The 18,242-nt window shown below is 69.6% G+C and carries 16 protein-coding genes; 6 read left to right on the top strand and 10 right to left on the bottom strand.

Annotation, left to right across the window (positions count from 1 at the left end; translation table 11 throughout):
- Nucleotides 1-39 precede the first annotated feature (39 nt).
- Nucleotides 40-993 (top strand): di-trans,poly-cis-decaprenylcistransferase, encoded by a 954-nt coding sequence (uppS, locus tag IPK71_34115; GenBank protein ID MBK8218792.1) that lies wholly within the window; start codon nt 40-42, stop codon nt 991-993.
- Between the two features lie 27 nt (nt 994-1,020).
- On the opposite strand, the gene vanZ is transcribed toward uppS, so the two are convergent.
- On the bottom strand, nt 1,021-1,440 hold the full coding sequence (gene vanZ / locus IPK71_34110) for a VanZ family protein (protein ID MBK8218791.1): 420 nt from the start codon (nt 1,438-1,440) through the stop codon (nt 1,021-1,023).
- Between the two features lie 189 nt (nt 1,441-1,629).
- Here vanZ and IPK71_34105 point away from each other — a divergent pair, with 189 nt between their 5' ends.
- Complete coding sequence (locus tag IPK71_34105; protein ID MBK8218790.1) at nt 1,630-2,427, top strand: phosphatidate cytidylyltransferase; 798 nt, start codon at nt 1,630-1,632, stop codon at nt 2,425-2,427.
- A gap of 185 nt (nt 2,428-2,612) precedes the next feature.
- Entirely contained in the window at nt 2,613-4,154 is a 1,542-nt protein-coding gene (locus IPK71_34100; GenBank protein ID MBK8218789.1) for a hypothetical protein, read from the top strand.
- Nucleotides 4,155-4,297: 143 nt separating this feature from the next.
- On the opposite strand, the gene IPK71_34095 is transcribed toward IPK71_34100, so the two are convergent.
- From IPK71_34095 to IPK71_34080, 4 genes are all read right to left on the bottom strand, one after another.
- Nucleotides 4,298-4,612 carry a hypothetical protein gene (locus tag IPK71_34095; protein MBK8218788.1) on the bottom strand — a complete coding sequence of 105 codons (315 nt, stop codon included), beginning with the start codon at nt 4,610-4,612 and terminating at the stop codon, nt 4,298-4,300.
- A 75-nt stretch (nt 4,613-4,687) separates the two neighbouring features.
- Nucleotides 4,688-5,506 (bottom strand): alpha/beta fold hydrolase, encoded by an 819-nt coding sequence (locus IPK71_34090; protein MBK8218787.1) that lies wholly within the window; start codon nt 5,504-5,506, stop codon nt 4,688-4,690.
- A 39-nt stretch (nt 5,507-5,545) separates the two neighbouring features.
- On the bottom strand, nt 5,546-6,265 hold the full coding sequence (locus tag IPK71_34085) for a hypothetical protein (GenBank protein MBK8218786.1): 720 nt from the start codon (nt 6,263-6,265) through the stop codon (nt 5,546-5,548).
- A 183-nt stretch (nt 6,266-6,448) separates the two neighbouring features.
- Nucleotides 6,449-7,756 carry a Glu/Leu/Phe/Val dehydrogenase gene (locus IPK71_34080; protein MBK8218785.1) on the bottom strand — a complete coding sequence of 436 codons (1,308 nt, stop codon included), beginning with the start codon at nt 7,754-7,756 and terminating at the stop codon, nt 6,449-6,451.
- A 219-nt stretch (nt 7,757-7,975) separates the two neighbouring features.
- On the opposite strand from IPK71_34080, the gene IPK71_34075 reads away from it, so the two are divergent.
- Complete coding sequence (locus IPK71_34075; GenBank protein MBK8218784.1) at nt 7,976-8,845, top strand: DUF3445 domain-containing protein; 870 nt, start codon at nt 7,976-7,978, stop codon at nt 8,843-8,845.
- Here the strand turns inward: IPK71_34075 and IPK71_34070 are convergent.
- The 3 genes from IPK71_34070 to IPK71_34060 all read right to left on the bottom strand — a co-directional run bounded on the left by IPK71_34070 (nt 8,832) and on the right by IPK71_34060 (nt 12,618).
- Nucleotides 8,832-9,707 (bottom strand): hypothetical protein, encoded by an 876-nt coding sequence (locus IPK71_34070; GenBank protein MBK8218783.1) that lies wholly within the window; start codon nt 9,705-9,707, stop codon nt 8,832-8,834. The genes IPK71_34075 and IPK71_34070 overlap by 14 nt on opposite strands.
- A 13-nt stretch (nt 9,708-9,720) precedes the next feature.
- Nucleotides 9,721-11,055, bottom strand: coding sequence for a Stp1/IreP family PP2C-type Ser/Thr phosphatase (locus IPK71_34065; GenBank protein MBK8218782.1), 1,335 nt, complete (start codon nt 11,053-11,055; stop codon nt 9,721-9,723).
- 189 nt (nt 11,056-11,244) lie between these two features.
- Nucleotides 11,245-12,618, bottom strand: coding sequence for a sigma-54-dependent Fis family transcriptional regulator (locus IPK71_34060; GenBank protein ID MBK8218781.1), 1,374 nt, complete (start codon nt 12,616-12,618; stop codon nt 11,245-11,247).
- A gap of 62 nt (nt 12,619-12,680) precedes the next feature.
- Between IPK71_34060 and IPK71_34055 the strand changes: the two genes are divergently transcribed.
- Nucleotides 12,681-13,811, top strand: a complete 1,131-nt coding sequence (locus IPK71_34055) for a hypothetical protein (GenBank protein ID MBK8218780.1) — start codon at nt 12,681-12,683, stop codon at nt 13,809-13,811.
- Nucleotide 13,812: 1 nt separating this feature from the next.
- Here the strand turns inward: IPK71_34055 and IPK71_34050 are convergent, their stop codons facing one another.
- Together IPK71_34050 and IPK71_34045 are read right to left on the bottom strand one after the other, a co-directional pair.
- Nucleotides 13,813-14,475, bottom strand: a complete 663-nt coding sequence (locus tag IPK71_34050) for a hypothetical protein (GenBank protein MBK8218779.1) — start codon at nt 14,473-14,475, stop codon at nt 13,813-13,815.
- A gap of 87 nt (nt 14,476-14,562) precedes the next feature.
- Nucleotides 14,563-16,311 carry a glycoside hydrolase family 44 protein gene (locus IPK71_34045; protein ID MBK8218778.1) on the bottom strand — a complete coding sequence of 583 codons (1,749 nt, stop codon included), beginning with the start codon at nt 16,309-16,311 and terminating at the stop codon, nt 14,563-14,565.
- Between the two features lie 253 nt (nt 16,312-16,564).
- Between IPK71_34045 and IPK71_34040 the strand changes: the two genes are divergently transcribed.
- Complete coding sequence (locus IPK71_34040; GenBank protein ID MBK8218777.1) at nt 16,565-18,097, top strand: hypothetical protein; 1,533 nt, start codon at nt 16,565-16,567, stop codon at nt 18,095-18,097.
- Nucleotides 18,098-18,242 lie beyond the last annotated feature (145 nt).

The raw sequence follows: 18,242 nt of genomic DNA, 5'->3' as shown, positions 1-18,242 counted from the left end.
GCGTCGTGGGCCGAGAGCCGCACACGGAGGGTCACCTTCATGGCTCCGAGCTACCACAGGTCGAGCGCCCTCGGGCGGCCCGGGCGCGTCGGCGCGAGCGGTCGAAACCCCGATGCGGCCGGCGAGCCACGGCGGCGCCCCCACGTCAGGTTGGGTAGACCATGGCGGGCCGTCGACACATTGCGGCGAAGCTTCGACCGTGGTAGCGAAAGGCCCCTTACCGTGAACCCCATCGTCGAAGCGCGCAACCTCCCCTCCCACGTCGGCATCATCATGGACGGCAACGGTCGCTGGGCGCAGATGCGCGGCAAAGACCGTGTCGAAGGCCACCGCGAGGGCTCGGCCGCGGTCCGTCGTGTGGTCCGCACGGCCCGCCGCCTCGGCCTCTCGGCCCTGACGCTCTACGCCTTCAGCGAGCAAAACTGGGCTCGCCCGGGCGAAGAGGTCGACGCCCTCATGCTGCTCCTCCGCGAGTTCTTGCTCTCCGAGCGGGACGAGATCCTCGACAACGGCATTCGCCTGAACGCGATCGGCAACCTCGGCCGCCTCCCGGGCATCGTCCGCGCCGTGCTCGACCCGCTCCGCAACGAGAGCGCTGGCAAGACCGACATGACCCTCACGCTCGCCCTCAGCTACGGAGGCCGCGAGGAGATCGCCCAGGCCGCCCAAGAGCTGGCCACGCGCGTCGCCAAGGGGCAGTGCCGCCCCGAAGAGGTGACGGCCGAGGCGCTCCACGGCCTCATGCCGAGCCTGCGCGTGGGCGATCCCGACCTCGTGATCCGCACGGGCGGCGAGCGCCGTATCTCGAATTTCTTGCTCTACGGCCTCGCGTACGCCGAGCTCTATTTCGAGGATGCGCTCTGGCCCGACTACGGCGCCGAGCACCTCTACGCGGCCATCGAGAGCTACCAGCAGCGCGAGCGCCGGTTCGGCCTCGTGGGCAAGGCGGCAGCCCCCACTTTCGTCGGGAACGACGTCCGCCTCGCGGGCTGAAGGACCTACCGAAGGGTCAGAGGAACCTTACCGTTCGGTAAGGCGCCGCGGGACCACGGCCGCCAACGTCGAGAACACGGCCATCCCCGCGGCGTCGGCGGCGAAGTCCCATATGTCGCAGTGGCGCGTGGGCACGAAGGCCTGCGAGAGCTCCTCGAGGCCGGCGAGCCCGAGCAGCCCGAGCACCACGAGCGGCACGGTCCCCATGGCCCGCGGCGCCGGGAACGCGCGAGCCGCGAAGAACGCGGCCGTCCCGAAGATCAGGAAGTGCCCGCATTTGTCGCCATAGGGGACGCGGGTGAGCGGCCTCACCACCCACCCGAGGTGGCCGGTGTCGTCGAGCGCGACGAGCACCACGATGGCGGCGAGCACGAAGGCGAGGGCGACCTGGGAGGGTCGAAGTCGAGAGAAGAGTCGGGCGTAGGGACGGCGTTCGGGGAGGGGCATGCCCCAGTGTCCGCGCAGGTCGGACCACGGGCTCGCCCTCTCGGCGCGAGCGGTCGAAAGGCGCGGCCGAGGGGTCGCGGATGAGACACGCGAAGAGAGAGGCGCCCCAGGCGATCCGTGCTAAGGCCGCTCCCTCGGATGTCGGACCCGCAGAAGAGCGAGACGCAGAGCCAAAATCGCAACCTCGCCGTGCGCGTCGCCACGGCGCTCGTGGGTGTCCCGCTCATTCTCCTGCTCATCTTCAAGGGGCCGCCGTGGGGCCTCTATTGCCTCGTGCTGCCGGCGTCGATCGTGGGCGCGTTCGAGCTCTTCTCGATGACCCACCCGGGCGATCGCCCCTCGCAGGTCATGGGCGTCGTGGCGACGGTGCTCGCGTCGCTCGGCACGTATTTCGGCGTCAAGGACCCACGAATCCTCGTGACGACGCTGCTCGTCGTGCCCCTCTTCGGGCCGCTCTCCACGCTGATTCGACTGGGCGACATCAAGACCGCGGCCCTCCGCGCGACGGCCATGGGCATGGGCCCGCTCTTCGTCGGGAGCTCGCTCGCGCTCGTTGGCGTGCTGAAGCGGGATCTCGGCGACGACGGCCCAGCCTACGTCATGCTCGTCTTCTTCTTCTCCTGGATGAGCGACACCGGCGGCTACTTCGCGGGCCGTTTCCTCGGGAAACACAAGCTATACGAGGCCGTGTCCCCCAAGAAGACCGTCGAGGGCGCGCTCGGGGGGCTCGCCGGTGGCCTGTGTGGCATGCTCTTCACTCGCGCGGTCTTCCTGAAGTCGATGCCGCTCGCCCACGGGATCCCGCTGGCGCTCGTGGCCACCGCGCTCGGCCAAGCCGGCGACCTCGGAGAGTCCGTGCTGAAGCGCTCGACCGGCGTGAAGGATTCGGGCGCGATCGTGCCCGGGCACGGCGGCATCCTCGACCGCGTCGACGCGCTCATGATCACCGCCACCTGCGTGTACCTCTACACCGTCTGGGCCCGCTGACGCGTGACCGAGGCCGCGGGTAGGCCGATGTGGTGAACCCTCCTGCTGGATCACGTGTGATCCTTTTCGCGGGCGGAGATCTCCGGAAAGATCCAGGATCACCGGAGATTGCCCAGGTTCGTGGGCGGCATGGTTCTCGCTAACCTTGTTCGTGTCCGGCAGCTCCTGCCGCTTCGAGGTCCCTCATGGCTTTCCCCCGTTCGCTCACGGCCTCTCGCATCCTCGGTCTCTCGCTCGTGCTCGGCGGCGTCGCGTGCAGCGCGATGTCCGAGGACGAGGGCGCAGCTTCACAAGACGCGGCGCTCGAGGCGCAGTTCGACAAGAACAACGTCGTGAGCGACGAGGAGCTCCAGGCGAGCACCATGACCGAGGCGCAGATCCAGCGCTTCCTCGACAAGACCCCCTACGGCGGGAAGAGCGCGCTCGCGGCCTACAAAGAGAACGGCAAGACGGCCGCCGAGATCCTCTTCGACGCCGCCGCGACCTACAAAATCAGCCCCCTCGCGCTCCTCGCGCGAATCCAGACGGAGCAGGGCCTCATCTCGAAGACCACGGCCTCGAAGAGCGTCACCGACATCGCCTTCGGCTGCGGCTGCCCCGACAGCGCGTCGTGCGGGCCGAAGTACTACGGGCTCGCCAACCAGGCCGCGTGCGCCGCCGGCTCGATGCGTCGCTCGCTCGATCGCCAGACGGCCGGGGGCACCACCATCTCGGGCTGGAAGCGCGGCACCTCGAAGAAGACGCTCGACCAGCTCGACATCATGCCGCAGAACGCTGCCACGGCGACGCTCTACACCTACACGCCGTGGGTCGGCGAGTCCGGCGGCGGCAAGACGGGCGTCGGCGGGACGAGCCTGTATTTCAAGGTGCTGAAGCGCTTCACCGACGCGCACCTCATCGCGACGACGGGCAGCGCCACGGGCGACGCCGGCCCCACCACGACGACGGACGCGCAGACCCCGACGAAGGACGCTCAGGCGCCGACGAAGGACGCGGGCCCGGTGCGTGATGGCGGGTCGTGCAACTGCCAGAACCCGGACTTCCCCATCTGCGACACGGCGACCAACACCTGCGTCGGCTGCCTCCAAGACTCGCACTGCACGGGCGGCGACGTGTGCGACACGACGCTCAAGAAGTGTGTCGAGTGCACGACGGGCAAGACCGCCAACTGCGACGTCGACGGGGCGGGCTCGGCTTGCATGCCCAACAAGACGTGCGGCTGCAACTCCGACACGGACTGCGGCACGGCGACGTCGGGTCGAGTCTGCGGGGCGTCGAAGGTGTGCACGGACGGCTGCCGCGGCACGGGTGGCAACCGCTGCCCCGCGGGTGAGACCTGCTCGAGCACCACGAGCGCCATCGGCACGTGCAATGGCGGCGGTGGCAACGACGCCGGGCCCCCTCCCGCCGACGCGGGCACCGAGCCTCCGGTCGAGCCGCCGGTGGAGCCCCCGACGCCCGGCGAGGATCCTGCCGCGCCGTCGGCCGAGGACCCCGATCTCGAGGGCGGCGACACTCCGGTCACGAACTCGGCTCCGCCGCCTCAGCGCGACGAGCGCACGTCGAGCCTGGCGAGCGGAGCAGGACCGGACCTGGAGCTCGGTCGGCAGAACCAAGCCTCGGGCTGCAGCACGCGTGGCACGGGCGCAGGTGGCTCGGGGGCGCTCCTCGCCATCGTGGGCATCGCGGTCCTCGCGGGCTCCCGCCGGCGCGAAAAGCGCGCCTGAACCCTTGCTCTAAGCTGTTGAAAAGGCTCGAGAAATCGGGCCTTTTCGAATTTTGTGGCGCGCCGAAATGAGCGGAGCCCCGGCCGGTTCGGGCCGAGGCTCGGGAGACGCGTGCCCGGCGGAGCCGAGCCGCGCGGGCCGCGTCACCTGCAGACGGGCTGGTACTCGGGCTGCGCGATGGCGACGGCCTCGTCGGCCTCGCCCGTGAGCTTCACGATGCAGCACGAGAGCACGCCGTCCTTCTCGGTCTCGTAGCGGGCCACCACGAACGAGCCGTTCCCGCCGGGCGTGACGCTCTCGGCGCTTCCGAGCTTGGAGTCGACGTCGCTCCGGGTGTCGCCGACCTTGACCGACGAGCAGGTGTCGAAATCGACCGAGCCGCCGCAGGCCGGGAGCAGGGCCACGAGGGCGATCGCCGAGAGGGGCAGAGACACTTGGACGAGCTTCTTGATGTTCACGGGAGCCTCGCGTCCGGAGGCGACGCCTCTCGGGTAGGGGGAAGGGCCCCATTTCGCAGGGTGGCCCCTGGTTCGTCAAGCGCGCGAGGAGAGGAGGCCCGAAAGGAAGGGCACGAGCTCCGCGTTCACGTCGGCCGGGCGCTCGAGGGCGGTCATGTGGCCCGAGCTCGCGATGACGACGAGCCGAGCCCCGAGCACCCTCGCGAGGTTCCGGCTCTTGGAGAGCGGCGTCGCGCGGTCTTCGTCGCCGCAGACGACGAGGCTCTCGACCTGCACGCGAGAGAGCTCCTCGAGCACCGAGTCGCGGTTGATGACCACCGCGAGCGCCGCCCGTGCCACCCCGAGCCGAGGGAACCCGAGGAGCGCGCGCCCCGTGCGCTCGACGAGGTCGGGCTTGTTTCGTCGGGTCGCCTTGCCGAACATACGCGGGGCGATGTCGCGGGCGTAGAGCGCGTAGGGGATCCCGACGTGCTCGTGGAACAGGGCGAACGCGCGGAAGCGGACGCGGAGGGCCGGTTTTTCACGCTCGGCGCTCGTGTCGAGCAAGGCCATGCCGAGGAGCATGCTCCTGTGGCGGAGGGCGAAGCGCATGGCGAGCATGCCGCCCCACGAGAGGCCCACGAGCGCCGCGCGCTCCACCCCGAGCTCCGCGAGCGCGTCGGCGAGCGCGTCGGCGTGGTCGTTCAGCGTGAAGAGCGGAGGGACCTCGCTCTTGCCGTGCCCCGGGCCGTCGAAAACGATCGTCCGTCCGATCGCGGAGAGCGGGCCCACCTGTTCTTTCCACTGGCCCCCGTCGAAGAGGAGGCCATGCAGGCAGACGATGGCGAGCTTCTGGGAGGAGTCGCCGTGCTCTTCGTAGAACCACCGACCGAGTCGCGTCGAGACGTAGGGCATCGCGGCAGAGGAGGGTACACGAAGCGCCGTCCGGGAGGGCTAGAAGGCGTAGGAGAGGGATCCTCCCACGCCGAGGGCCACGCCCGAGCTTTCTTCCTTCGTGAGCCCGGGGTCGAGCTCCGCCGTGGTGCTCGCGGCGAGCTTGGGGCCGACCTGGAGGGAGAGAGCTCGGGTCAGGGGAATGACCATCGCGACGTCGAGGGCGACAGCGAGCGTGAGGGCCTTGCGGCTCCACGCGAGCTGCCCTTGGGACTCGTTCGTGTAGGTGTATCCTGCACCTAGACCGAGTCGGATCCACAGGGCGACGGCGTCCGAGACTGGCAAGTAGAGGCCGACCCGTGGCATCGCCGCGAAACCGGTCGAGGTCCACGAGGATTCGGTGGTCGCGTAGGGCCCGGGCGATCGCTGGGTCGAGAACTGGTGGGTGAGCTGCGCCTCGGCGCCGAGCGTAAGGTTCTTGCCGATGAAGACGTCGAACGACGGAGTGAGGCCTATCGCGCCTCCCTTCGATTCGTTCCCGCCGAAGGAGCTCGACCCGTTGGAGAAGGTGAAAAAGCCCGCTTGGTAGACGCCGAGCGCACCGAGCCGTGGAGCTCCGAGCGGGGTCATGATCGAGAGTCCGACGATCCGGTCGAGGACGACGGTGCCCCTGCGACCGAGGACGGTCGCGACCTTCTCGGGCTCCGCGGCGCGCGAAGAGTTCGGGAGGATCGCGAGGACAGCGACGAAGGCCATCGCAACATAACGAGACTTGGTCATTTCGAGCTCCTTGTGCGGCTCGAAAGGCCTGGTGCGACGCGTTCATTTCCTTCGTCGGGACGTTTGCCACCTTGGCGGTGGGACGGGCTTCGTTGCCAGTCGCGCGGCGCGGGTGGGACAAAATGGCGAAAGGCGCCCGGTCTCCCAGGCGCCTTCCGCGAAGGAACGAGGACCTCCCCGGTCTCAGGGGAAGATCTCGCGCTCCTTGTACACGGCCTCGATGCGCTGGAGCGCGAGGGCGTACGCGGCGACGCGGAGATCGACCTTGTTCGTGCGGGCGAAGTCGGCGACCTCGCGGTACGCGCGGACCATGGCCTTCTCGAGCTTCTCGTCGACCTCTTCTTCGGTCCAGCTCTCGGAGCGCTTGTTCTGCACCCACTCGTAGTACGACACGGTCACGCCGCCCGAGTTCGCGAGCACGTCGGGGAGGATCGTGATGCCGCGATCGAGGAGGATCTTCTCGCCGGCGGGGGTCGTCGGGCCGTTCGCGCCCTCGACCACGAGCTTCACGTCGAGCGCCTTGGCCTCGGCCTCGCCGATCTGGTTCTCGAGCGCGCTCGGGGCGAAGATGTCGGCCTTGGTCGCGAAGAACTCCTCGCGGGTGATCGGCTTTCCGCCCGGGTAACCCTTGATGCTGCCGTTCTTCGCGACGTACTCCTGGAGCTTGTGCGCGTTGAAGCCCTCGGGGTTCGCGAGGTAGCCCGAGTGATCGCCCACGGCGACCGTCGACACGCCGAGGCGCGAGAGGATCACGGCGCAGTGCGAGCCGACGTTACCGAAGCCCTGCACGGTCATCGTGCTGCCTTCGAGGTTGAAGCCGTTCGCCTTCGCCCACTCGACGATGCAGAACACCATGCCCTGGCCGGTGGCCTTGCCGCGGCCGAGCGTGCCGCCGGACGCGACGGGCTTGCCCGTGACGACGCCCTTCACGCTCTGCTTGTTCGAGTGCCCCATCATGTTGGCGTAGGTGTCCATCATCCACGCCATGGTCTGGCTGTTCGTGCCCATGTCCGGCGCGGGGATGTCGTAGTCGGGCCCGATGTTCTCGCCGAGCGCGTGCGTGAAGCGGCGCGTGATGCGCTGGAGCTCCGCCTTCGACACGGACGCCGGGTCGAACTTGATGCCGCCCTTGCCGCCGCCGTACGGGATGCGCATGAGCGCGCACTTCCACGTCATCATCGCCGCGAGCGCCTTCACGTCGTCGAGCGTGACGCTCGGGTGGTAGCGCATACCGCCCTTGAACGGCCCGAGGAGGTTGTTGTGCTGGACGCGGTAGCCCTTGAAGAGCCTGACCTCGCCGTTGTCCATCTTCACGGGGAAGTTGATGATGAGCTCGTTCTTCGGCTGGCTCAGGATCGTCTGAACGAAGGGCTCGAGCTTGATCACCTTGGCCGCGCGGTCGAGGTACTCCTGCACGACCTTGAAGAAGTCGTACTCCTTGTGGACGCGAGCGGGCGCGACGGACTCTTTCGGAGCTTCGGGGTTTGCCATCGTTGGAAGTCTCGGGGGGCTAGGTCGTGGGTTCTTCTCGCGGGGGTGCAGAGTGCCCTCGCCCGCGAGCCGGGCTTACTTAGCACCACTTCTCCGCCGTCGCGTGTGAGAGACCGGAAAAAAGCCCACGCTGCGACGCGTTGACCTCGCGCGTCGTGACGCGTTCGGGATCGCACAGTGCCTGCGACCCACGTCACTCTCTGGTAAGACACGCGAGCCGTGCCCGAGAAGCTGCTCTTTTTCCCCGTCGATCCCGCGCCGCTCACCATGAAGGCGGGGCTCATCCGGTTCCCCCACGACTTCGGACATGGCGACGCCGACGCCCGCGTCTTCCTCGTCGACGACGACCTCGCCCGCGCCGTCGCCGAGAAGCGCAAAGGATTCGCGGATCGTCGCTCGTTCGATCGCATCGAGACGCCCGACGAGCGCCGCGCGGCCGACGAGGTGACGGCGTTCGTCCGCGCGCGGCTCGCCGTCGAGGCCCCCGAGAGGCTCGCCGCGGCCGACACGGACACGGGCGCGACGTCGCCGTTCGACGCCCTCGGGCGCGCGCTCCAAGAGGATCTCGTCGTCATGCACGCAGGTCCCGATGGCACCGGCCGAGCCGTGCTCGTGCACGTGAGCTTCCCGAGCGGGTGGCGCCCCGAGCACGTGGCGGGCACGAGCTTCCGCGAGATCCACGGGCCCGTGCCGGGCTTCCCCGGGCGTGCAGGCGACGACGCCGAGGTCCGCGCCGCGGCTGCGCGCAGCATGATGGACGCGATGATCAAGCGCGGTCCGTACGTGCGCTTCGTGTGGACCGTGTGCGCCGACGACGCGCTCGATCACCACCCCGACTCGGGGCTCCGCGCGCCGAAGACCACCATCACGCACTTTCGCGTCGAGCGGCAGCTCACGTGGCCCTTCCCCGAGGTCTCGGCGTCCCTCTTCGTGATCCGCACCTTCGTGTACCCGATCGCCGCGCTCGGCGCCGAGCGGGTGCGCACGCTCGCCGAGGCGCTCGCGAACATGCCCCCGGAGATCCGCCGCTACAAGGGCCTCGACGACGCCGCGATCGCCAAATTCGTGGGCGAATTCAGCGGCTTGTAGGTAGCTTAGCGTGGCCCGCGAGGGCGCGTGCGTCGGCCACGGCGCAGGCCGAGCGTTCTTCGCGTGATGCCTCGATCGATTTGGGAGAGAGCTCCGAGAGGCTCGCGTCTCGTTCGAGCATGGCCGCGGCCAGCGCCTTCTGGGCCTTGCTCTTCTCGGCGCACTCGGTCGCCGCGGCCTCCACCGTGGCGTCGGCCTTGGCGAGCGTGAGCGTGCCCAAGGTCTCCGAGCCGCCATCGACGCCTCCGTCGGGGCTCGCCCACACGAGCGTCGCGCGTCGTGCCGCCCACACCTCGGGCCTGCGGCTCCGTGTCACGACGACGGTCTTCTCGGGGCTCGACCAGACACGCACCGCCGCGCCGCTCGGGACGCGCAGGGCGCCCTCGCGCACCACGACGAGCAGCTCGCCGAGGGGCACGTCGGCCGAGCCGGGGCGCACGACCAGGGTGCCCGCGAGGAGCCACGCCTCGTCCGTCCTCGCGCACGGGACGAACCTCGACGGGCCCTCGAACCGCAGCTCACGCCCGCTCTCCGGGTCTTTCACCGTGGCGACGCCGCCCTCTCCGAGCACCACGGCCTGACCCTTCGCGATCGTGGCCCCGGGAGGGAGCCGCGCGCCCGCGTCACCGTCGTGTGCGAGCGGGCCCGCGCCCTCGATCACGCGGCAGGGGAGATCGCTCCTCGAAGGCGGGGACGGCTTGGGAGAGGACGCGTCTACGAACGTCGCGAACGACGGGGTCGCGTCGATGGGAGGCTGCGAAGGCTGCGGCGCGGCGGTGGGAGCGTTCGCGTCGTTCGGGAGGGGCGCCGTGCGCTTCGTGTCGTCGCACGCGCCCGCGGCCACGACGAAGGCCGCGACCACGAGGGGGGCGAGCTCAGCGCCGCGCGGCGTGCGACGAGAAGGTCGGGAAGATCTCCACGGTCGCATCGTCCACCTCGATGTCCTGTTCGATCTCTTTCATGCGGGCGTCGCGGAGCTCGCTCGTCGTCTGATCGAGGCGGTCGGCGAGCACGCCCAAGAACTGCCACAGGATCTTCACGGCGGTCTGGTGCTCGTTGCGCAAAATCTCGAAGAAATCCGCGCGCTTGATGACCATGAGCTCGCTCGACCCGGCGCTCGTCACGGTGGCCGAGCGCGGCACCGAGCGAATGAGGGCCATCTCGCCGAAGTGCTCCCCCGGTCCGAACCGCGCGAGCTCCTCGTTGCCGCGGAGGACGTTCACGGCGCCCGTGAGCACGATGAAGAGCTCGTCGCCCTTCTCACCCTCGGTGATCACGGTCTGGCCGTTGGCGAAGGCGCGCACCTCGACGACCTGCATGACGCGCATCAGCTCGCTCTCGGCGAGACGCGCGAAGATGGGCATCTTGGCGAGGACCTCGCGCTTCTGAGCCACGCGGGCGGCGCGCTCTTTCGCGTCGTCGATCTCGCCCTGCACGTGCACGAGGATGCAGGTGATGTTGTCTTTGCCGCCGCGGCCGTTCGCGAGCGACACGAGGCCGCGCACGGCGGCTTGCCCGTCCTCCGCGACGAGGTAGTCGGCGAGCTCGTCGGCGGTCTCGAGGTAGCCCGTGAGCCCGTCCGACGCGAGCAGGAACGAGTCTCCCGGGAGGACCTCGAACGTCAGGGTGTCCACGTCGACGCGCTCGTACACACCGACGGCGCGTGTGATCGCGTTCTTCTGCTTCACCTTGGCGATCTGCTCTTCGGTGAGCTTGCCGCGGCGAATGAGCTCGTTCATCACCGTGTGATCTTCGGTGATCTGCGAGACGCCGCCGGAGCGCTCCATGTAGATGCGGCTGTCCCCGACGTGCGCGATGAACGCGGTGTGCCCGAGGAGGAGCAGCGCCGAGAGCGTCGTGCCCATGCCGCGCTTGCCGTCGTCGCTCTGGGCGGCCTCGTGCACCTTCGAGCACGCGCGTTGCACCGAGTGCTCGAGCAAGGCGAGCACGTCTTTCTTCGTCACGCGGGAGGAGCCACGCGCGCCTCGGGCGAAGTCTTGGAGCATCTCGCGCTCCTTCTTCACCTCTTCGTGCACCGCGCGCACGGCGATGGCGCTCGCCACCTCGCCCGCGGCGTGCCCGCCCATGCCGTCGCAAACGATGAAGAACTGGAGCTTCTTGTCGACGAGGAAATTGTCTTCGTTGTGCTCGCGCACCCGCCCGACGTCGGTCGCGGCGAAGAACTTGATGGGCTCGGGGCTCGTCGTCATCTTTGGAGGAACATCAGGCTCGGGGGAGAAGCTCGTGGCGACACGTGCGCGCGGCCCTTCAGCCGCGCGTGACCGGACCTTCGGCGTCTACCATAGCGCGAGCCCTTCGCACGGCAAAAGCGCGTCTCTCGCCCCCCACGGGGTGGGGCACGTGCGATCCGTGCGGGCGCTCCCCCGCGGCCGCCGCTCCTACTCGTCCTCGTCGCCTTCGGACTTCCGCAAGCCGAGGGCCCGCGCTTTTTTGTAGAGGTGGCTCCGCTCGAGATCGAGCGCCCGCGCGGTCGCGGCCATCTGCCCGCCGTGGTGCGCCATCGCGTCGGTCAAGATGACGCGCTCGGCCTCTTCGACGAGGACACGAAACGGGACCCCCGGGCGGTAGAGGCTCTGGGTCTTGGCTTGCGCGCCGCCGTGCAGGCACGTGCGGACGTCCGTCTCCTTGATGACGTCGTCCGGCGTCAAAATCACGAGCCGTTCCACGAGGTTACGGAGCTCTCGAACGTTGCCCGGGAACGAGTGGGCGGCGAGCGCGTCGATGGCCGCCGGATCGATCTGCATGCCGCGCCGGTCGTTGGCCTTGGCAGCGAGCGCGAGGAAGTGGCGTGTGAGGACCGGGATGTCCTCGCGCCGCGCGCGGAGCGGCGGGATGGCGAGCGGCACGACGTTGAGGCGATCGTAGAGGTCGGGCCGAAAGAGGTCTTTTTCGCACGCGGCGAGGAGATCTCGGTTCGTCGCGGCGACCACACGTGCGTCGACCTTGATGACCTCGCTGCCCCCGACGCGCTCGATCTCGCGCTCTTGGAGCACCCGGAGGAGCTTCGCCTGCATGGCGAGCGGCATGTCGCCGACCTCGTCGAGGAAGAGGGTTCCCCCCGAGGCGCGCTCGAACTTGCCGCGCCGTTGTTTGGTGGCCCCGGTGAACGCGCCCACCTCGTGGCCGAAGAGCTCGCTCTCGATGAGCTCGCTCGGGAGCGCCGCGCAGTTCATCTTCTCGAGAGGGCCCTTCGCGCGGGGCGACATGGCGTGGATGGCGCGCGCCACGAGCTCTTTCCCCGTGCCGCGCTCGCCCGTGACGAGCACGCTCGCCGCGCTCTTCGCCGCGCGCCCCACCTGCTCGAGGAGGCGCTTGATGGCCGCGCTCTCGCCGACGAGCTCGCCGAACGTCGCCGCGCGGAGCTCACTCGCCTCTTTTTCGGCCCTCTCGAGGCGCAGGCCCGTCTCGATGGCGATGAGCAGAGCATCGGTGTTGAGCGGCTTCTCGAGGAACGAGAGCGCGCCGTGACGTGTGGCTCGCACCGCCGTGTCGATCGTGCCGTGCCCGCTCATCATGATGACGGGGGCGTCCATGCCGGCCGCGCGCACACGCTGGAGCAGATCGATGCCGTCTCCGTCGGGGAGCATGACGTCGAAGAGGCAGAGGTCGTACGAGCGCTTCTTCAGCTTTTCTTCGGCGATTTTCACTCCACCGGCCACGTCGACGCCGTAGCCCTCGAGGGTGAGGGCCTTCTGGAGGGTGGTGAGGATCGCCGGCTCGTCGTCGACCACCAAGAGATGCGCGCGGGGCATGCCTGCGGTTTTAGCAACGATCGGCGTCGATTGTGGGGCGCACGCGAGGTACGCTCAGGAAAATGCGGAAGCGGCCGTTCGTGCTCCTCGGGCTCGCGCTCCTGCCGGCGGCCGCCTGCAGTTTGATAAACTCTCTTGACGGTTACACCGGCGGGGGCGACGCGGCGATCGACGTCGGCCCACCTCCCACGGGCACCGTCGAGGCAGGCCCGCCCCCACCCCCCCCGGACGCCGGGCCCGACGGCGAGGCCTGCTCTCCAAGCAGGCCCCCGGCCCGGCCTCCTCAAGGCTCGGTCACCGGGACGAGCAGCTTCGTCGTCGCCCTCTCGACCTTCACCCTCGCCGACTCCAAAGATCCGTCCCGCCCGTTCGCCGATGCCTACGATCTCGATGGCCTCTGCACCTGCCCCGGCACGCGCGCCTGCGTCCCGAGCACCCAGGCGGGCGTATGCGACCTGCCTCGCGGGGTCGACAACGCGTTCGGCGAGTTCTGGCTCGTGGTCGAGTCGGTCATCGAGCAGGGCGGGACGGCGACGCGCGTCGGGCGCGGCGACGAGGGGCTCGTCGTGCGCATCAAGAACTACAACGACCTCCCCGACGACGATCTCGTCGAGGTCGCCGTCTTCGAGACCTTCGGCGCCGAGGTCCGGGCCGACGGCGGCACCGGCACCCTGAAGCGCGACGGCACGGACCTGTGGACCATCGACTCGCGCTCCCTCCTCGGTGGCACGCCGTATCTGCCGGTCGCGGTCGACACCCGCGCGTACGTCTCGGGTGGCACGGTGGTCGCGGAGGTCAAGGCGCCCATCCGCGTGGGCGACGTCACGTTTCCCATCTCGCTCGGGTACTTCACGGCGAAGATCGTGAAGAAGGGCGAGCTCTACGCCCTCGAGAGCGGCGTGCTCTCGGGCCGCTTCTCGGCGTCGCGTTTCCTCACCGGCCTCGAGGCCGCAAGCTCGTCGAAGACGGGGCCCCTATGCGGCGAGAACCCCATCTACAAGTCCGTACGCGACGGCGTGTGCCGCGCGCGTGATCTCCCCACGGACCCGACGCTCGACGGGAAGGAGAGCCCGTGCGACGCCCTCTCGCTCGCCATCGGGTTCGCGGCCGAGCCGGCCCAGCTCGGGCGTGTCATGACCGCGCCCACCGTGCCCCGCCCATGTGGGGACACGTGGGTAGCTACCTGCCCGTAGGTTATCGCCCGAGGCGATAGGCGCGCAGCTTCCCCGAGACGCGGCAGAGGCCCGAGCCTCGCGTCGACGAGAGCACGACGCCGTCGAAGGTGACGTCGAGCGTGCCCGAGCGCGGGTCGTAGGCGCGCACGCTGACCTTGCCGGTGACCGGGTCGTTCTTCCACGAGGTCGTCGCCGCGTCGTAGGAGCACACGCCCGCGCTCGCATTGCAGAGGTTCGTGTAGACGACGCCCCCGGCCATCACGTTCAGCACGTCGCGGTCCGCGGTGCGGTCCTTCGTCGACAAGGAGAGCTCGCGTTTGCCGGAGACGAGCGCGATTTGCACGGAGCCGTCTGCCGGCGCGGTGGCGTTCGACACGCCGATCGAGTCGTAGGCGCCCATGTTCGTCGCGACGACCAGATCGCGCAGATCGGGCGCGCATTCGCCCGAGAATCGAAGCTCGCTCGTCGCGCTCGGATCCCGCGGGGCGGGCCCGCCGTCGGGGGTGGTGCCGCTCGCCGAAGGGGCCGGGGCGTCGGGGCCCGCGTCGCTCTCCGCGCTGGCCGAGGGGGCGTCGGGGCTCGTCGTGCTCGGCGCCGGATCCGAGCTCCCCGGGACCAACGTCTCGACGGTGCATGCGACCGACAGAGCCGAGGCCGCGAGCGCGAGGGCGATGAGCTTCATGCGACCTATCTACGCGGCGCGCCCCGGAACCTTCCTCGGCGGGTCTCCGTTCGTGTCCGCGGCCTCGTCGCTCTCCCCCGGGCTCGCTTACGGCGCGAGCGCCACGTCGAGCACGGTGAGCGTGTACGGCGGGACCACCACACGAACGTGCTGGCCCGAGATTTCGGCACCGCCACCCTCCCTCGCGCGGAGCCCCGTCCTCGCGGCGTCGCGGTAGTCGAGCACGGTCGCCGACTTGGCCCCGCACCCGTCGACACGGACCTCGGCGCCGAAGGGGGTGTCGGTCGAAAAGTTTAGCAAAATCGTGACCATACGTGTGCCCGAGGCGTCGCGTGAGACGTACACGCGGCCCATCTCGTCGGACGTGACCGCGGCGAGCTCGTCTTGGAAGCGGCCTCCCTTCTCGTCGAAGCCGCGGAACGCGCGGAACGCCCAGTACACCGACGAGAGGTCCTTTGGCACGCGCCAGTAGTACGCCACCTCGACCCCGTGCTCGGCCATCTTCCCGAGCACCTCGGCTGCCGCGAGGGCGCCGCTCTGATCGAGCTCGCCCCCGTAGTTCCACTCGCCGATCATGAGCCCCACGCCCGGGGCGTTCTCGTCGACCCACTTCTGCATGCGTGGGAGCAGCATCACCGTGTCGCGGATCCACGACTCGTCTTTGTACGAAGGATCCCAGAGGCCGCGCGTCTGGCGGAGGCGCAGGGCCTGGGTCGCAGGATCGCTCTTGTCGCTGAAGACGCCCTCGCCCTGCGGGTAGACGTGCAGGTCGAAGAGATCGAGGAGCTTCTTCTTCGTCTTCTTCTCGTGCTCGCGGATGGTGCGCAGGTAGTACGCCGAGAGCGGCACGTCGCCGTGCGCGAGCCTGTCGGGTTTGTTCTGGAAGCCCGCGGCCGCGTCCTTCGCGGAGAACGAGTACCCGGGCCACCCCCACTCGGCCGGCCCCGCGATTTTGGGCTTCGGATCGGCCGCGCGCACGGCGTCGCCGTAGCGGAAGGTGCGATCCATGAGCTCGTCGTACCCGAGCGGCTGAGGGTGCACGTCCCTGTGCGTCGAGCTCCAGAGCGCGGGCTCGTTGTCGAGGATGTAGATGCCCACGTCGTTCTGGCCGGCCTCCCTCGAGGCGCGGAGCTCGCTCACCCACTTCGCGACGAGCTCGGGCGGCGCCGCGATCGACGTCGTTTCGGGAGGAGGCGAGGGGATGGGCTTGCCGTCCGGGGTCTCCCCGTTACCCGCGTCGGGCTTCTGCGGGTCGACCTTCTTCTGCGGCCCGTGCTTGGCGACGGGGTACGAGTACGAGGTCTTGTCCTTCGCGACCCACCCGAGCATGGGCACCGTGAACGCGGACGTGAGCCGGTTCTCGCGGTTCTGCTTGAAGAAGACCTGGTGCGTGGTGATGCCGTGGTTCTCCCAGTACCAGTCGTGCGCGCTGTTCCACGCGCCGATCTCCGGGTTGTACCGAGAGCTCGCGTTGCCTCCCCAGCGCCGCGTAGTCGCGCCCATGCGAAAGCTCTGAGGCGCGGGATCGCCGAGATCCCAGGCGATGCCGTAGATGTGGTCGCTTACCTTCTTGCCGGGCTTCTTGCAGTCGAGCGCGGTCCGCAGCGTGCGCGCGGGCAGGGTCACCTTCGAGACGCTCGTGAGAGGCGCTGGCGTCGCGGCGCCGTCGAGCGCGACGTTCGCCGAAGGCGCCGGTGCGGACGTCGTGACGTTCGGCAAGGGCGGGGCCGCGGCCTCGGGCGGCGGGGGCACGCGGTTCGGCTTGCACGACGACATGCCGGGGCCGACGAGCGCGAGGGCGGCGAGGGGAGTGACGAAGGCCGCACGGGGGAGCATGGGCGCACCCTACCCGAGCGATGACCGTTCCCGAACCGCTTCGTGCGTGAGGCCCGTCGGCCAACCGAGCCCCGCCGCCCCGCATGGCATGGGCAAAAATATTTGTGAATTCAAGTCTTTGCAAAAATGTGGGCGCCCCCGAGAAAAGAACGCAACGAATCGCGGGAGGGCGCCGACGGAGGGGGCACGAAGCGCAAGCACGCGAACGGTTCGCGGAGCGGCTTCGGGTCACAAGGTCGTTCGGAGGTGTGTCATGCGTCGGTTGGCTCTCGTGGTGTTGGTGCTCGGTTCCTTCGGTTCGGTGGCGTGTGGCTCGGCGGCGGAGACGTTGCCGATGGTGGGGGGCGACGGAGGGCCCGCCGCGAGCGAGCCGTCGCCGCTTCCAGGGCAAGCGCCCGGAGCCGACGGTGGTCGCGCGGAAGGTCGCCCGGCCGAGCCTCCTGCACCTCCGGCGAAGGCCGAAGAGGTCACCGAGCAGTACGGCGTGTTCGTCGCGAAGGACGGCGCCGCCGAGAACCCGGGCACGCGCAAATCGCCGCTCGCGAGCATCACCGAGGGCATCGCCAAGGCCAAGGCCGACAAGAAGGGCCGCGTCTACGTCTGCGAGGGCACCTACCTCGAAGGCCTCGAGCTCGAGAGCGGCGTGTCGATCGTGGGCGGCCTCGATTGCTCGGGCCCCACGTGGAAGCTCACGGACAAGCGCAGCACGCTCGAGGCCCCCTCGAGCCCCGCGATCCGCGCCGTCGGCATCACGATCGCGACGCGCGTCGATGGCTTCGAGGTGAAGGCTCCGAACGCGACCTCGCCGTCGGGCTCGTCGATCGGCCTCTTCGCGATCGACTCGAACGCCCTCACGTTCGCGAAGGGCTCGATCACCGCGGGGGACGGCATGAAGGGCGACGACGGCGTCGAAGCGGAGCAGCTCTCCTTCTCCGCCCGAAACGGCGAGATAGGGCAGGCGCCCGCGTCGGCGTCGGGCATCCTCGCCCCTCGCGCCGGTGGGCTCGAGTCCGAGGGCGTGTGCCGGCGTCCTGACGGCACCGAGGTCATGCGGTCGTACGGCGGCCGCGGAGGCGACAGCGGCATGTACTCGCGCAGCGTGGTGAACGAGCCGTGGAACGAGCTCAATCGGCCCGGCGGCCCCGGTAACCCCACGGGCACGGGCGCCGCGGGCAAGAGCGGCGTGTCGAGCTCGGGTGGCACGCTCACCGAAGAAGGCTTCGCTCCCGGAGACGGCACCGCGGGCACGAACGGAGACATCGGGCTCGGTGGCAAAGGCGCGTCCGGCAAGGCCGTGGACCGGGGCGTGTTCGGCACGGGCCGTTGGTTCGGGGAGTCGGGCGCGGGCGGCGGTGCCGGGGGTTGCCCAGGGCTCGCGGGCACGGCGGGTAAGGGCGGCGGCGCGAGCTTCGCGGTCGCTCTCGTGAGGAGCCCCGTGCGCTTCGACGGGATGACGCTCGTGTCCGGTCAGGGCGGCGCAGGAGGTCGCGGCACCGTCGGGAGCGAGCCCACCGCGGGCTCGACGGGCGGCAACGACGCGTCGCTGTTCGACAACGACGCCACCTACAAATCGCGCCCCGGAACGAAAGGCGGCGAAGCCGGTGTGTCCGGTCACGGCGCCGGCGGTCCTTCGATCGCGATCGCCCACGAGGGCATCGCGCCCATCCTCACGCAGACCACCACGCAGCCCGGCGCGGCGGGCGAGGGCGTCGCCGCGGTCACGAGGGGCAGCCGCACGCTGCCGGCTTCGGCGGCAGGGGAGAGCGCGGCGGTCAAGGCCTACTGAGCCGACCGATCCGAACGCACGAGAGGCCTGCGGTGGCGACGAGCCCCGCGGGCCTCGCGCACTTTGTCGGGGCCAAATCGGATTGAGAATCGAACACTTACAAGAATCGGCAGGGGCTCGAAAAAAAGGACGCAACGAATCGCGC

The organism is Myxococcales bacterium, assembly GCA_016712525.1.
In the GTDB taxonomy this organism is placed as follows: domain Bacteria; phylum Myxococcota_A; class Polyangia; order Polyangiales; family Polyangiaceae; genus JAAFHV01.
The sequence above is the reverse complement of the archived record's forward strand: the minus strand, read 5'-3'. Positions and strand labels throughout refer to the sequence as shown.